Here is a 13,023-nt window from a genome sequence, read left to right on the forward strand (position 1 = left end):
CTGTTGCAATAGAAAATATATCAAGCCCTTATCGGTCTTCTTTAATCTGTTCCAGCCATTTCTCTTCTTGCTTAGATAATTCTCGTTCTTCCAGTAAATCCGGTCTACGTGTGTACGTACGACGTAGTGACTCTTTATGGCGCCATTCATCAATGTTTTTATGATTTCCTGACATTAGTACATCCGGTACCTTCATACCACGAAAATCAGCAGGACGTGTATAATGTGGGTGTTCTAACAAACCTGTGCTAAAAGAGTCTTCCACTTGTGACGTTTGATTCCCAAGCACTCCTGGCAAAAGACGTACAACACTGTCAGTGACTACCATAGAAGCCAATTCTCCACCCGTTAATACGTAATCCCCAATAGAAATCTCATCTGTTACAAGATGCTCACGAATTCGTTCATCGTATCCTTCATAATGGCCACATACAAAAATAACATGCTCTTCTCCAGCAAGCTCTTCTGCCTTCTTCTGCGTGAAACGCTCTCCTTGTGGACACATTAAGACGATTCTCGGCTTACGGTCTGTTTCCTTCGTTAACTCTTCTACTGCGTCAAAGATAGGCTGTGGGGTTAATACCATACCAGCGCCCCCACCATACGGATAATCATCTACACTATTATGCTTACTAGTTGTATACTCACGAAAATTGACAACACGAAGCTCTACCGCTTCTTTTTCTTGTGCTTTCTTTAAAATTGAAGAACCAAATACACCCGTAAACATATCTGGAAACAATGTTAAAATGTCAATTTTCATTATAGTAGCCCTTCCATTACATGAATGGTTACTAATTTATTTTCAATGTTAACTTGAAGTACAACGTCATCAATATAAGGAATTAACAAATCTTGACCCTTTGGACGTTTAATCACCCAAACGTCATTCGCACCAGGAGATAGAATCTCTTTGATTGTCCCTAACACTTCTCCTTCTTCCGTTACAACGTTGCAACCAATAATTTCATGGTAGTAGTATTCACCTTCAGCTAGTTCGCCTAACTGCTCTTCTGGTACTTTTATTAAAGAACCTTTTAACTTCTCTACTTCATCTACATTGTTGTATCCTTCAAGTGTTAATAAATCAAATGTCTTATGTTGACGATGAGAAGTTACCTTCACTGTAAGATAGTCTGTACCTTTCTCATCCCATATGTATAACGTGTTCCCTACTTTATATCGCTCTTCTGGAAAATCAGTACGAGAAATAACACGAATTTCTCCTTTTACGCCATGAGTATTTACAATTTTCCCTACATTAAACCATTTTGTCATAAATAGTATGTCACCCCTGGTTTCTATATAAATTAAGCATTTCCATTTTATATATGGAACATGCAATTTCTCTTTAAATGTTAAAAAAGGGAGAGGAAATAACTCCTCGCCCTTTTTACGTTTATTGAATTTCCAGTGTGACGTTCTCATCATTATGATGTCCCACTGAATACAAGAGCATTCTAATCGCTTTCGCAACTTTCCCTTGCTTTCCAATGACTTTTCCAACATCCTCAGGATGTACAGTTAATCGATACTTTATTTCTCCGTTGCAAAGTTCCTGTGTAACTTTTACATCTCCAGGATGATCCACAAGAGGTTTAACAATTGTCTCGACTAACATTTTCATTGTCATTGCCTCAATTACTTACCTTGTTTAGATAAGTGGAATTTCTCCATGATACCTTGGTTAGAGAAAAGGTTACGAACTGTATCAGATGGTTTAGCACCATTTCCTAACCATTTTAATGCTGCTTCTTCGTTGATCTTAACTTCCGCTGGTTGAGCAACCGGATTGTAAGTACCGATTTCCTCAATGAAACGTCCGTCACGAGGAGAACGAGAATCTGCAACAACTACACGATAGAAAGGAGTTTTTTTAGCTCCCATACGTTTTAAACGAATTTTAACTGCCATTTATAAAGCACCTCCGAATTTATTTCACACAGATAATTATATTAGCAAAAAGACTATTGCTTTGTAAAGTATTTTTTCTTAACAGAGCCATCTTTTTTCCTTACATGAATGGAAACTTCAATCCACCTAGTCCTTTTTTCTTACCTTTTTGCATTCCCGTCATCGTCTTCATCATTTTTTTCATATCATCAAATTGCTTGATTAGACGATTGATTTCTTGTACCGTTGTACCGCTACCTTTGGCAATGCGCTTTTTACGACTAGCATTGATTATTTCCGGTTGTTCTCGTTCTACTTTAGTCATAGAACGAATAATTGCCTCAATATGCCCAATTTGTTTTTCATCAACTTGTGCATTTTTCAGCCCTTTAATTTTATTTGCACCAGGAAGCATTCCTAACAATTCGTCAAGCGGTCCAAGTTGACGCACTTGTCCAAGTTGTTCTAGGAAATCGTCAAGCGTAAACGAAAGCGTACGCATTTTTTGCTCAAGTTCTTTTGCTTTCTCTTCATCAACTGTAGCTTGCGCTTTTTCAATTAATGTTAAGACGTCGCCCATCCCTAAAATACGGGATGCCATACGTTCTGGATGGAACGCTTCAATTGCATCTAGTTTTTCACCCATACCAGCAAATTTAATTGGTGTATTTGTTACAGCCTTAATAGATAATGCCGCACCACCGCGCGTATCACCATCTAATTTCGTTAATACAACACCTGTTAATCCTAACTGTTCATGGAAACTTTGTGCTACATTTACCGCGTCTTGTCCTGTCATCGCATCGACAACAAGGAAAATTTCATCCGGTTTCGCAACTTCTTTGACTTTCGCTAATTCACCCATTAGTTCTTCATCAATATGCAGGCGACCCGCTGTATCGATTAAAACGTAATCGTGATGATCTTCTTTTGCTTTCGCAATCGCTTGTTTCGCAATTTCAACCGGACTTACTTGATCTCCTAAGGAGAAAACAGGCATGTCCAATTGCTTCCCTAATGTTTCAAGCTGTTTAATCGCTGCTGGACGGTAAATATCCGCTGCAACAAGCATCGGTTTACGATTATGCTTTTTACGAAGCAAATTTGCAAGCTTACCTGTCGTCGTTGTTTTACCCGCACCTTGCAGACCAACCATCATTATAACAGTAGGTGGCTTATTAGCAACAGCAATTTTGCTTTGCTCTCCGCCCATAAGTTCTGTAAGTTCTTCCTGTACGATTTTAATTACTTGTTGTCCAGGTGTCAAACTTTTCATTACATCTTGTCCGACAGCACGCTCAGACACACGCTTTATAAAATCTTTTACTACTTTAAAGTTAACATCCGCTTCTAAAAGAGCTAGACGAACTTCTCTCATCATTTCTTTTACATCGGCTTCAGAAACTTTTCCTTTGCCGCGGATTTTTTGCATTGTCTGTTGAAGTCGGTCGGCTAATCCTTCAAATGCCATATTGCCGCCCTCCTAATCTAATTTTTCGATAGCTTCAACAACTTGTTTCATTTCTTCATTTACATGCTCTTCTTCGCTGATTAGCTGTTTTAGCTTTGCAACAAGTCGCTGTCGCTCTTGAAACTTTTGAAGTAATACTAATTTATCTTCATATTCTTCAAGCATCGCTTCAGTCCGTTTAATGTTATCATACACGGCTTGGCGACTTACATCAAATTCTTCCGCAATTTCACCAAGAGATAAATCATCTAGATAATAAAGCGACATATAACTTCTTTGTTTTTGCGTTAACAACGATTGATAAAAATCAAATAAATAGTTCATTCTCGTTGTTTTCTCGAGCATGTTGGATCATCCTTTGTTAAGTGATTTCCCTTTACATGACTTAGTTTACATGGAGTACAAAAGAGTGTCAAGTTTTTTTCTTAACATCACATATTTTTATAAAAAAAGAAGCGGAAATACCGCTTCTTTCACTTACACTTCTTCTGTTTCTACTACGTTCGCAAACAAACCATAAACATATTGTTCTGGATCAAACTGTTGCAGATCATCCATTTGCTCTCCTAGCCCAACAAATTTCACCGGAACATCCATTTCGTTACGAATCGCTAAGACGATACCACCTTTAGCAGTTCCATCTAACTTCGTTAAAACAATACCAGTAACATTCGTGGCTTCACGGAATGTTTTCGCTTGACTTAAACCATTTTGCCCTGTTGTTGCATCAATAACAAGTAATACTTCATGAGGAGCCCCTGGTACTTCACGCTCAATTACGCGCTTCACTTTCTCTAACTCATTCATTAAGTTTACTTTATTTTGTAAGCGTCCCGCTGTATCACATAGCAATACATCCACTTTACGGGCCTTTGCCGCTTGTACAGCATCATACATAACAGCCGCTGGATCAGATCCTGACCCTTGTTTAATTACTTCTACACCAACACGATCGCCCCATACTTCTAATTGCTCAATCGCCCCAGCACGGAATGTATCTCCTGCCGCCAATAGGACAGACTTACCTTCTGATTTAAATTTATGTGCAAGCTTACCAATCGTCGTCGTTTTCCCCACACCATTCACACCAACAAATAAAACTACTGTTAATTGATCCTCTTGTATATTAACTTCATTACTAAAATCGCTGTCACCTTTGTAAATGCCCACTAGCTTTTCAGAAATAACAGCCTGTACTTCTTTCGGATCTTGAATGTTACGACGTTGCACTTCTTCTTTCAACTGATCAATTAATTCCATCACTGTCGAAACTCCGACATCCGCACTAATTAAAATTTCTTCTAATTCTTCAAAGAAATCTTCGTCTATTTTGCGGTAACGGTACACTAAGTCATTTACTTTATCAGCAAATGAATTTCTCGTTTTTTCTAATCCTTGTTTAAACTTCTCTGTTACCGTATCCGTTTGTTTTGAAATTTTTTCTTTTAATTTTTTTAAAAAGCTCATACTTCCCATCCTTCCTATCTACTTGCAACAAGTTCTTCGCCATCATCTAAACGAACAGAAACAAGCTTCGACACCCCTGACTCTTGCATTGTTACACCGTACAATACATCAGACTCTTCCATTGTACCTTTTCGGTGTGTAATTACAATAAACTGCGTTTCATCACTAAATTTCTTTAAATACTGCGCAAAACGAGCAACGTTTGCCTCATCAAGAGCTGCTTCCACTTCATCTAGAACACAGAATGGAACTGGGCGTACTTTTAAAATACCAAATAAGAGCGCAATTGCCGTTAAAGCACGCTCTCCCCCTGAAAGTAAACCTAAATTTTGTAGTTTCTTCCCTGGTGGTTGCGCTACAATATCAATACCCGTATTTAGTAAATCTTCTGGGTTTGTCATTACTAAATCCGCTCTTCCACCTCCGAATAATTCAGAGAATACAGATTGAAACTCTGTTCGAATCCCTTCGAATGTAGTAGAAAAGCGTTTTTTCATCTCTTCATCCATTTCCGTAATAAGTTGATGCAATGTCGATTTCGCTTCTTCTAGGTCATCTCTTTGCTCTAATAAGAATGTATGGCGCTCTGCTACACGTTCATACTCATCAATTGCCCCTAAATTTACTGCGCCTAACTCTTCAATGGATAGTTTAATTAGTTTCACCTTTTTACGTGCATCTTCTGCAGGCATCATCATTGTATACTTAAGTTTTGCTGCTTCAAATGAAATAGTATATGTTTCACGTAAATGTTGCAATCTATTTTCCAGCTCTACATCAAGTCGGTTAATTTTCACTTCTTGATCTTTCAGCATCTCAAGAATATATTTATGTTTACCTATTGTTTCTTTCACACCGCGCTCTAAATGCTCGACTCTTTCTTGCAATGATACGCGTTGTTCACGACGAGAACGAATTAACTCCGAAGTTTGATTACGATCATACGCTTTCTTCTCAATCATATTCGTAATTTGTTCTTCGCCACTTGAATTAGATGTCATCTCTTGCTTTAAGAACGCTAAATCTTCTTTCGTTTTTACAAGCGTCGCATCAGTCTCTTCTTTTTCCTTCGTCAATCGTTCGACTTTTTCTTTTTGATTAGACAAACGTTGTTGTTGTTCAGCAGCTTGTACTTTTAGCTCCGTCATTTCCTTCTGAACTTTTTCTTTTGAAGAATATTGTTCACTTTTTTGTTTCGTTAAAACGACGATTTTGCTATCTAATTCCCCAATCTCAGCTTGAAGAGTCGCTAAAATCTTTTCTAACTCTTCTTTGCGCCCTTGCATTTTTACTTGATCTTGTAAAAATCCTTCAATCTCTAAATCGTAAATCGATAAACGATCATTAATACGATGTTCATCTAATTCTAAACGATTAATTTCTTCTCTTAGCTTCTGTTCATCTACACGTTCGGTCTCTACACCTTGGCGTAACTCTCGTATTTGTACTTCTTTTTCTTGAATCTCTTGCTTTACTGCTTTAACAAAGTTTTCTAGCTTCGTTGTTTTTTCTTCCATGTCAGTTAGTTTTTTAGTCCACTCTTCAAGTTCACGTTGACGTCCCAATAAAGAGGATTTCGCCTGTTTTACAGCTCCACCCGTCATAGAACCACCCGGGTTCACTACGTCACCTTCGAGTGTTACAATACGATAGCGGTATTGCAGTTGTTTCGCTAACTCATTTGCTCCGCGTAAATCTTTCGCAACAACAACTGTACCTAATAAACTTGAAACTACATTCTCATATTTATTATTGTACTGCACAAGTTCTGCCGCTACACCGACAAACGATGGATGCTGATTCACAATGCGTAATTGATCAAATGATAGCGATCGGCTTTTAATAACAGCTTGAGGTAAAAACGTTGCACGGCCATGTTTATTTTGCTTTAAAAATGCAATTGCATTACGAGCATGCTCTTCTGTTTGTACTACGATATGTTGCATCGCTGCCCCAAGGGCGATTTCCATTGCGATTTCATATTCTTTCGGCACAGTCAGAAGTTCTGCAACAGCTCCCTCAATACCTTGTAGTCTATTTTCTCTAGCCTTTAATACTTCACGTACCCCTTGATAGAAGCCAGAGTAGTCCTCTTGCATCTCTTCTAACATTTCTTTCCGAGAGCGCGCCTGTTGCACAAATTGATACGCTTGATACAGTTTCGTTTCATTTTCACTATACTGTGACTTACATTTCCCAAGTGCCGTTTCTGTCTTCTGTATGTTAGAAATAATGCCAGCTATTTTCTCTCTCGCTTGCTCATAACTGTCTACAAGTTTCGCCTTTTTCGCTGTAATTTCCACACGCATCTGTACATACTTTTCATTTTCTTCATCAAGTCGTTCGTTTTTAGAGTTTTGCTGTTTTGATTGTTCTTCAATCATAGATAATTCATTACGAAGACTTGCTTGTTGATTTAAAAGTTCAATATAGTCACCTTTTAAATTCTCAATTTGTTCCTCTAAATTCTCAGCAAAAGTCGCAAGTAATTGCTCGTTATCATGCAATTTCTTCTCCAATTCTTTTACTTGATTCACAAATTGCATTAAAGCTTCTGTACTTGTTTCAATTTGGCCATCATAACTTGTAGTTTTCTCTGTTAACTCAACAATTAGCTTTTCAAGCTGCGCACAATGTGTCGTTGCATTTTGCTTTCTTTCCTTTAACAGCTCGCGTTGCCCTTCTAGTTTTTCTAGTTCTTTACTAGACAGAAGTAGAACTTCTTGTAAGGAATTTACAGATTCATCAACGGCTTGTAATTGCCCGCGTAATTCCTCAAGCTCTTCTTCACTTTTTTGTAAGTTCGCCGACATTTTAGCTTCTTCATCTTTATTATGTCCAAATTGATTTCGAAGCGCTTCCCACTTTTCATGTAATTCTTCAATTTCATGTACAATAAGCGCAGCTTCTACTTTCTCTAATTCTTCTTTTTTCTCAAGATAATCTTTCGCAATAGAAGCTTGTCTTTCTAGTGGTTCTACTTGACTACTTAATTCGTGAATAATATCTTGTACACGATTTAAGTTTTCTTGTGTTTCCGCCAATTTCCCTTCAGCTTTCTTTTTACGAAGTTTATATTTCAGCACACCCGCAGCTTCTTCAAATACACCACGACGTTCTTCTGATTTACTACTCAAAATCTCTTCGACTTTCCCCTGGCTAATAATCGAAAAAGCTTCCCTTCCCATACCAGAGTCCATAAATAAATCAATAATATCTTTTAATCTACAAGATTGTTTATTAATATAAAAATCACTATCACCCGAACGAGATACACGACGCGTTACACACACCTCGTTATACTCAATCGGTAAGCGTTGGTCTTCATTATTTAAAGTTAATGTAACTTCAGCAACATTAACCGCTCTTCTCGTATCACTTCCGGCAAAAATAATATCCTCCATCTTTGCACCGCGTAATGACTTTGCAGATTGTTCACCAAGTACCCAGCGAATTGCATCAGTAATATTACTTTTCCCGCTCCCGTTAGGTCCTACTACAGAAGTTACACCTGGAACAAAATCGACAGATACACGCTCAGCAAAAGACTTAAATCCTGCTATTTCTAATCTTTTTAAAAACACGAAAGGCCTTCCTCCTATTCTCCGTTGTTGTAAACGTTGTCTGTACGAAAACAAACTACTATACGGATTTCCCACTCCTTTTATTTATAAATAAAAGGAAAGTTTCATTCTATGCATAAGGAACCCCCCTTATTCAAAGGGGGATTCCTCATGATTGTTCTTTTAATTTTTTCAATGCTTCTGCAGCAGCTTGTTGCTCTGCCTCTTTTTTTGACTTACCACTTCCAAGACCTAATGCCTCATTATTTAAAGTTACACGGGACACAAATTCTCGGTTGTGGGCCGGTCCTTTTTCTTGCAAAATTTGATACTCAACATTGCCACTACCATCACGCTGAATCAATTCTTGCAATTGACTCTTATAATCCATCACATGAGAAAAAGCACCTTCATTAATTTTTGGATATACAACTTCTTTTAAGTATCCCCAAACTGTTTCTAGCCCTTGATCAAGATAAAGGGCACCAATAAACGCTTCAAAGACATCCGCTAATAAAGCTGGTCGTTCACGTCCACCCGTCATTTCCTCACCTTTCCCTAATAAAACAAGGCTACCAAATGACATTTCGTTTGCAAAACGAACAAGAGATGGCTCACATACAATAGCTGCACGTAGTTTTGTTAACTCTCCTTCGCTCATTGTCGGATATTTTTGAAACAGATACTGTGATACAGTGAGTTCCAATACAGCATCGCCAAGAAACTCAAGACGCTCATTGTCCTCATGCGGTTTTTTTCGATGCTCATTCACATACGATGAATGCGTAAACGCTTGAATCAATAATTTTTCATCTGTAAACGTAATACCTATCTCTTCTTGAAATACTTTAAAAGCTTCACGATATTTTGCTTCGTATTTTTTTTCTCTATGTTTTCGGTACGGCATAGGTCCCTCCAGATATAAGCCGAGAAGCCCCGTTAAAAAACGGGACTTCACTTAAGCATTATAGATGACTCTCTATGTAAGTCACAGCATCGCCAACAGTAGCAATCTTTTCAGCATCTTCATCAGAAATTTCCATTTCGAATTCATCTTCTAATTGCATTACAAGTTCTACTACATCTAGGGAGTCTGCGCCTAAATCTTCTTTGAAGCTTGCAGCTGGTACTACTTCAGTTTCTTCTACTCCTAAACGATCAACGACAATTTTGGTTACACGCTCTAAAACATCTGCCATTCTATTCACCTCCCCTCAAATATTATATAAAATATTGTCCAAAAAAACTAGTTGAAATCGATTCTTTTATTACATTACCATACCGCCATCAACATTTAACGTTTGACCTGTAACATATTTACTTTGATCAGAAGCAAAAAACGTTACAGTATTTGCGATATCTTGTGCTTCTCCAAACTGAGCTGCAGGAATTAATTTTAACATTTCGGCTTTTATATTTTCATCTAATACATCCGTCATATCAGTTGCAATAAACCCTGGAGCAATTGCATTTACAGTAATATTTCGGCTCGCTAATTCTTTTGCTGATGTTTTTGTTAATCCAATTACACCAGCTTTAGCAGCAACATAATTTGCTTGTCCTGGGTTTCCTGTTACACCAACAACAGAAGCGATATTAATAATACGTCCATGACGTTGACGCATCATATAGCGCGATACTGCTTTCGTACATAAGAAAACACCTTTTAAGTTTGTATTAATAACTGTATCCCATTCTTCTTCTTTCATACGCATTAATAAATTATCTTTTGTTACACCAGCGTTATTTACAAGAATATCAACTTGTCCAAACGTATCTACAGTTTGTTTCACCATTGCAGTAACATCATCAGCATTTGCAACATCTGCTCTTACTGCAATGGCATCTGAACCTAATTTCTTTATTTCATCAACTACTTCATTCGCCTTTTGCTCATTACCAGCATAATTTACTACAACATTTGCCCCTTGTTTCGCTAAATCAATAGCAATCGCACGACCAATCCCACGTGAAGCACCAGTTACTAATGCTACTTTCCCTTTTAACATCAGCTTTCTCCTCTCAAATTTGAAATGGTATCTTTTAATGTCTCTTCATCATATACCGCATATGCTTTCACTGAAGAATCAATCGACTTCATAAGACCAGCAAGTACTTTTCCAGGTCCGATTTCAATAAATGTATCTACCCCTTGATTCACCATATACTCAATAGATGGGTACCATAATACAGGCGAATAGAGCTGTTCAATTAGCTTTGCTTGAATATCTGTACCACGCGTAATAACATCTGCCGTAACATTTGCAATAACAGGAATATTCGTGTCTTGAATTGTAATTTCATTTAAAACACTTTGGAATTTCTCAGCAGCTGGTTTCATAAGCGAGGAATGAAACGGTCCACTTACTTTGAGCGGAATTGCTCTTTTAGCACCATTTTCTTTCGCTCTTTGAGAAGCAAGTTCTACTCCTTGCTTTGTTCCAGAAATAACAATTTGCTTCGTACTATTCATATTAGCAATTTGTACTGCATATCCTTCACTTGTTACTTCTTCTGTAACTCGTTTCAGCATATCCGGATCCGCACCTAAAATAGCTGCCATTGCACCTTCCCCGCCTGGAACAGCTTCTTCCATATATTCCCCGCGTTTCCTTACAGCATATACAGCGTCTTCGAATGTTAATGCACCAGCAGCTACAAGAGCGCTATATTCACCTAAACTATGTCCTGCGACAAAATCAGGTGTAATATCATACTCCTTCAAAGCTGTTAAAATTGCAAAGCTCGTTGTTAATAGTGCCGGCTGCGCATTTGTCGTTAATGTTAACTTTTCTTGCGGTCCTTCAAAAATCACTTCTGAAAGAGAATCATGCAAAACCTCATCCGCTTTTGCAAACACTTTCGCAACCTCTTTATTATTCTCCGCTAACTGTCTACCCATTCCAACTGCCTGTGAACCTTGGCCCGGAAAAAGAAATGCTATTTTTCCCATTTCAAATCCTCCTCTTATTGAAGCGGCTCCTTCTCCATTACACTTGAAATTGTAGGAATTACTTCTTTCGCTACCATTTCTCTCGTTTGACGAATCGCACTAAATATCGATTGGTCATTAGAAGAACCGTGAGCCTTAATGACAGGAGCTTTCAATCCAAACAACGCCGCTCCCCCATACTCCGAATAATCCATTTTATCTTTCAATACCATAAGTTTTGGTTTTAATACCGCTGCTGCTAATTTGCTCGTAAACGAACTCATTAATTGTTCTTTTAACATAGAGAATAACGCAAGTGCTGTTCCTTCTAATGATTTTAGCGCTACATTACCCGTAAAACCATCACATACAACAACGTCTGCTACACCTTGCAATAAATCTCTTGATTCAACGTTTCCAACGAAATTAATTGGTGCATCCTTGAGCATAGCAAAGACTTGTTTTGAAAGCTCGTTTCCTTTACCATCCTCTGTTCCAACGTTTAAAAGTCCAACGCGTGGATTTTTAATTCCTCTTACCTTCTCTGCGTAAACAGAGCCCATTACTGCATATTGATATAAATGAATTGGTTTTGCATCAACGTTGGCTCCAACATCTAACATAACAAAACCTTCTCCATCAACAGTTGGCATTGTAGGTGATAAAGCTGGTCGTTCAATTCCTTCCATACGACCAACAACAAACAATCCAGCTGCCATCAAAGCTCCTGTACTACCTGCTGATATACAAGCATCCGCTACGCCGTCTTTTACTTGCTGCGCCGCTAGTACCATTGAAGCTTGTTTTTTTCGACGAACCGCTCTTACTGGTTCGTCTGTCGATTCAATTTTTTCGTCCGTATGAAGTATAGTAATTCGCTCTTCACTCGTTAAATATTGACGAATTCCCTCTTCTTTCCCTACTAACGTAATATGTAAATCTGAGTATTCCTTAATAGCTTTCATTGCTCCTAATACTACAGCCTTTGGTGCATGATCGCCGCCCATTGCATCTATTGCGATTTTCATAAGTTGTTACCTTCCTCACTATAATTACTAGATCGATACATTTCAAAAGTGCCTGTAAAGACAAGTTCTTCTCCAACAAAACTACGCACTTTGACAACCGTCCGTCCTTTATCATTCTCTACATCTTCAACACGTACTTTTGCAACAACACGCTCTCCTAATTTTACAGGACGAATATATCGAATGGTGGACTTTGCAGTTAAAGCTAATTCTTCATCAATAACCGCAACAGCTAGTGAGTTTGCTTGTGCAAACAAATGATGCCCACGAGCAATTTGATTTCTTTTAAATACATGTTCTACCTTTACTTCAAAGATAGAAATCGCATGTCTATCTAATTCTATATCAATAATTTCTCCGACAACCTCTTCTAACGGTAAAGATTTCACATCTTCTTCATGTTGTTTTGTAGCCACATGCTTAATTCGTTCTCTTAATTCAGGAATAGATAATTCCATACGATCAAGACGAACAGTTTGTATGCTCACTTGAAATTTTTCCGCTAAATCTTCATCCGTTATAAAAGGATTCGTTTCTATTGTTTGTTGTAATAATTCTTGTCTTTCTTTTTTACTTCTTCTTTTTTTCATACCGCACCATCCATTTTTATGACTAGGTACTAAAAGTAGTATATAATCATTAAAAGTAGAATGCAACAAAAACTTTTGC

At 37.8% G+C, this 13,023-nt stretch carries 14 protein-coding genes; all 14 read right to left on the reverse strand.

All coding sequences use genetic code 11. The annotated features are described in order from the left end of the window. Window positions 1-28: 28 nt before the first annotated feature. The 14 genes from trmD to fapR all read right to left on the reverse strand — a co-directional run bounded on the left by trmD (window position 29) and on the right by fapR (window position 12,944). Window positions 29-763 carry a tRNA (guanosine(37)-N1)-methyltransferase TrmD gene (trmD, locus tag DN408_RS08310; protein WP_002014522.1) on the reverse strand — a complete coding sequence of 245 codons (735 nt, stop codon included), beginning with the start codon at window positions 761-763 and terminating at the stop codon, window positions 29-31. After that, window positions 763-1,278, reverse strand: a complete 516-nt coding sequence (rimM, locus tag DN408_RS08315; RefSeq protein WP_088040045.1) for a ribosome maturation factor RimM — start codon at window positions 1,276-1,278, stop codon at window positions 763-765. Before rimM ends, trmD begins: the two co-directional genes overlap by 1 nt. Before the next feature lie 121 nt (window positions 1,279-1,399). Next, entirely contained in the window at window positions 1,400-1,627 is a 228-nt protein-coding gene (locus DN408_RS08320) for a KH domain-containing protein (RefSeq protein ID WP_002088196.1), read from the reverse strand. 14 nt (window positions 1,628-1,641) lie between these two features. After that, on the reverse strand, window positions 1,642-1,914 hold the full coding sequence (gene rpsP, locus DN408_RS08325) for a 30S ribosomal protein S16 (protein WP_000268750.1): 273 nt from the start codon (window positions 1,912-1,914) through the stop codon (window positions 1,642-1,644). Window positions 1,915-2,014: 100 nt separating this feature from the next. After that, window positions 2,015-3,364 carry a signal recognition particle protein gene (gene ffh / locus DN408_RS08330; protein WP_002014519.1) on the reverse strand — a complete coding sequence of 450 codons (1,350 nt, stop codon included), beginning with the start codon at window positions 3,362-3,364 and terminating at the stop codon, window positions 2,015-2,017. A gap of 12 nt (window positions 3,365-3,376) precedes the next feature. Beyond that, on the reverse strand, window positions 3,377-3,709 hold the full coding sequence (locus DN408_RS08335) for a putative DNA-binding protein (RefSeq protein WP_000891061.1): 333 nt from the start codon (window positions 3,707-3,709) through the stop codon (window positions 3,377-3,379). 132 nt (window positions 3,710-3,841) lie between these two features. Next, window positions 3,842-4,831 (reverse strand): signal recognition particle-docking protein FtsY, encoded by a 990-nt coding sequence (gene ftsY, locus DN408_RS08340; RefSeq protein WP_002088200.1) that lies wholly within the window; start codon window positions 4,829-4,831, stop codon window positions 3,842-3,844. Between the two features lie 14 nt (window positions 4,832-4,845). Further along, window positions 4,846-8,415: a chromosome segregation protein SMC gene (smc, locus tag DN408_RS08345; RefSeq protein WP_147740059.1), complete on the reverse strand. Its 3,570-nt coding sequence runs from the start codon at window positions 8,413-8,415 to the stop codon at window positions 4,846-4,848. A gap of 148 nt (window positions 8,416-8,563) precedes the next feature. Continuing rightward, on the reverse strand, window positions 8,564-9,301 hold the full coding sequence (gene rncS / locus DN408_RS08350) for a ribonuclease III (RefSeq protein ID WP_002033792.1): 738 nt from the start codon (window positions 9,299-9,301) through the stop codon (window positions 8,564-8,566). 58 nt (window positions 9,302-9,359) lie between these two features. Next, complete coding sequence (gene acpP / locus DN408_RS08355) at window positions 9,360-9,593, reverse strand: acyl carrier protein (protein ID WP_002014515.1); 234 nt, start codon at window positions 9,591-9,593, stop codon at window positions 9,360-9,362. A 69-nt stretch (window positions 9,594-9,662) separates the two neighbouring features. Next, complete coding sequence (fabG, locus tag DN408_RS08360; RefSeq protein WP_002014514.1) at window positions 9,663-10,403, reverse strand: 3-oxoacyl-[acyl-carrier-protein] reductase; 741 nt, start codon at window positions 10,401-10,403, stop codon at window positions 9,663-9,665. Continuing rightward, window positions 10,403-11,347 carry an ACP S-malonyltransferase gene (gene fabD, locus DN408_RS08365; RefSeq protein WP_002128825.1) on the reverse strand — a complete coding sequence of 315 codons (945 nt, stop codon included), beginning with the start codon at window positions 11,345-11,347 and terminating at the stop codon, window positions 10,403-10,405. The genes fabG and fabD overlap by 1 nt, the downstream gene beginning before the upstream one ends. Window positions 11,348-11,361: 14 nt before the next feature. After that, entirely contained in the window at window positions 11,362-12,354 is a 993-nt protein-coding gene (gene plsX / locus DN408_RS08370) for a phosphate acyltransferase PlsX (protein ID WP_002128828.1), read from the reverse strand. Next, complete coding sequence (gene fapR, locus DN408_RS08375) at window positions 12,351-12,944, reverse strand: transcription factor FapR (protein WP_000747354.1); 594 nt, start codon at window positions 12,942-12,944, stop codon at window positions 12,351-12,353. The genes plsX and fapR overlap by 4 nt, the downstream gene beginning before the upstream one ends. Between the last annotated feature and the right edge of the window lie 79 nt (window positions 12,945-13,023).

It is taken from the genome of Bacillus sp. AR13-1, from assembly GCF_008042285.1.
In the GTDB taxonomy this organism is placed as follows: Bacteria; Bacillota; Bacilli; order Bacillales; family Bacillaceae_G; genus Bacillus_A; species Bacillus_A mycoides.

What these genes read in the sequence shown, in the direction of transcription:
- trmD (WP_002014522.1), bottom strand. Translation starts at nt 763, where the DNA reads ATGAAAATTGACATTTTAACATTGTTTCCAGATATGTTTACGGGTGTA.
- rimM (WP_088040045.1), bottom strand. Translation starts at nt 1,278, where the DNA reads ATGACAAAATGGTTTAATGTAGGGAAAATTGTAAATACTCATGGCGTA.
- DN408_RS08320 (WP_002088196.1), bottom strand. Translation starts at nt 1,627, where the DNA reads ATGAAAATGTTAGTCGAGACAATTGTTAAACCTCTTGTGGATCATCCT.
- rpsP (WP_000268750.1), bottom strand. Translation starts at nt 1,914, where the DNA reads ATGGCAGTTAAAATTCGTTTAAAACGTATGGGAGCTAAAAAAACTCCT.
- ffh (WP_002014519.1), bottom strand. Translation starts at nt 3,364, where the DNA reads ATGGCATTTGAAGGATTAGCCGACCGACTTCAACAGACAATGCAAAAA.
- DN408_RS08335 (WP_000891061.1), bottom strand. Translation starts at nt 3,709, where the DNA reads ATGCTCGAGAAAACAACGAGAATGAACTATTTATTTGATTTTTATCAA.
- ftsY (WP_002088200.1), bottom strand. Translation starts at nt 4,831, where the DNA reads ATGAGCTTTTTAAAAAAATTAAAAGAAAAAATTTCAAAACAAACGGAT.
- rncS (WP_002033792.1), bottom strand. Translation starts at nt 9,301, where the DNA reads ATGCCGTACCGAAAACATAGAGAAAAAAAATACGAAGCAAAATATCGT.
- acpP (WP_002014515.1), bottom strand. Translation starts at nt 9,593, where the DNA reads ATGGCAGATGTTTTAGAGCGTGTAACCAAAATTGTCGTTGATCGTTTA.
- fabG (WP_002014514.1), bottom strand. Translation starts at nt 10,403, where the DNA reads ATGTTAAAAGGGAAAGTAGCATTAGTAACTGGTGCTTCACGTGGGATT.
- fabD (WP_002128825.1), bottom strand. Translation starts at nt 11,347, where the DNA reads ATGGGAAAAATAGCATTTCTTTTTCCGGGCCAAGGTTCACAGGCAGTT.
- plsX (WP_002128828.1), bottom strand. Translation starts at nt 12,354, where the DNA reads ATGAAAATCGCAATAGATGCAATGGGCGGCGATCATGCACCAAAGGCT.
- fapR (WP_000747354.1), bottom strand. Translation starts at nt 12,944, where the DNA reads ATGAAAAAAAGAAGAAGTAAAAAAGAAAGACAAGAATTATTACAACAA.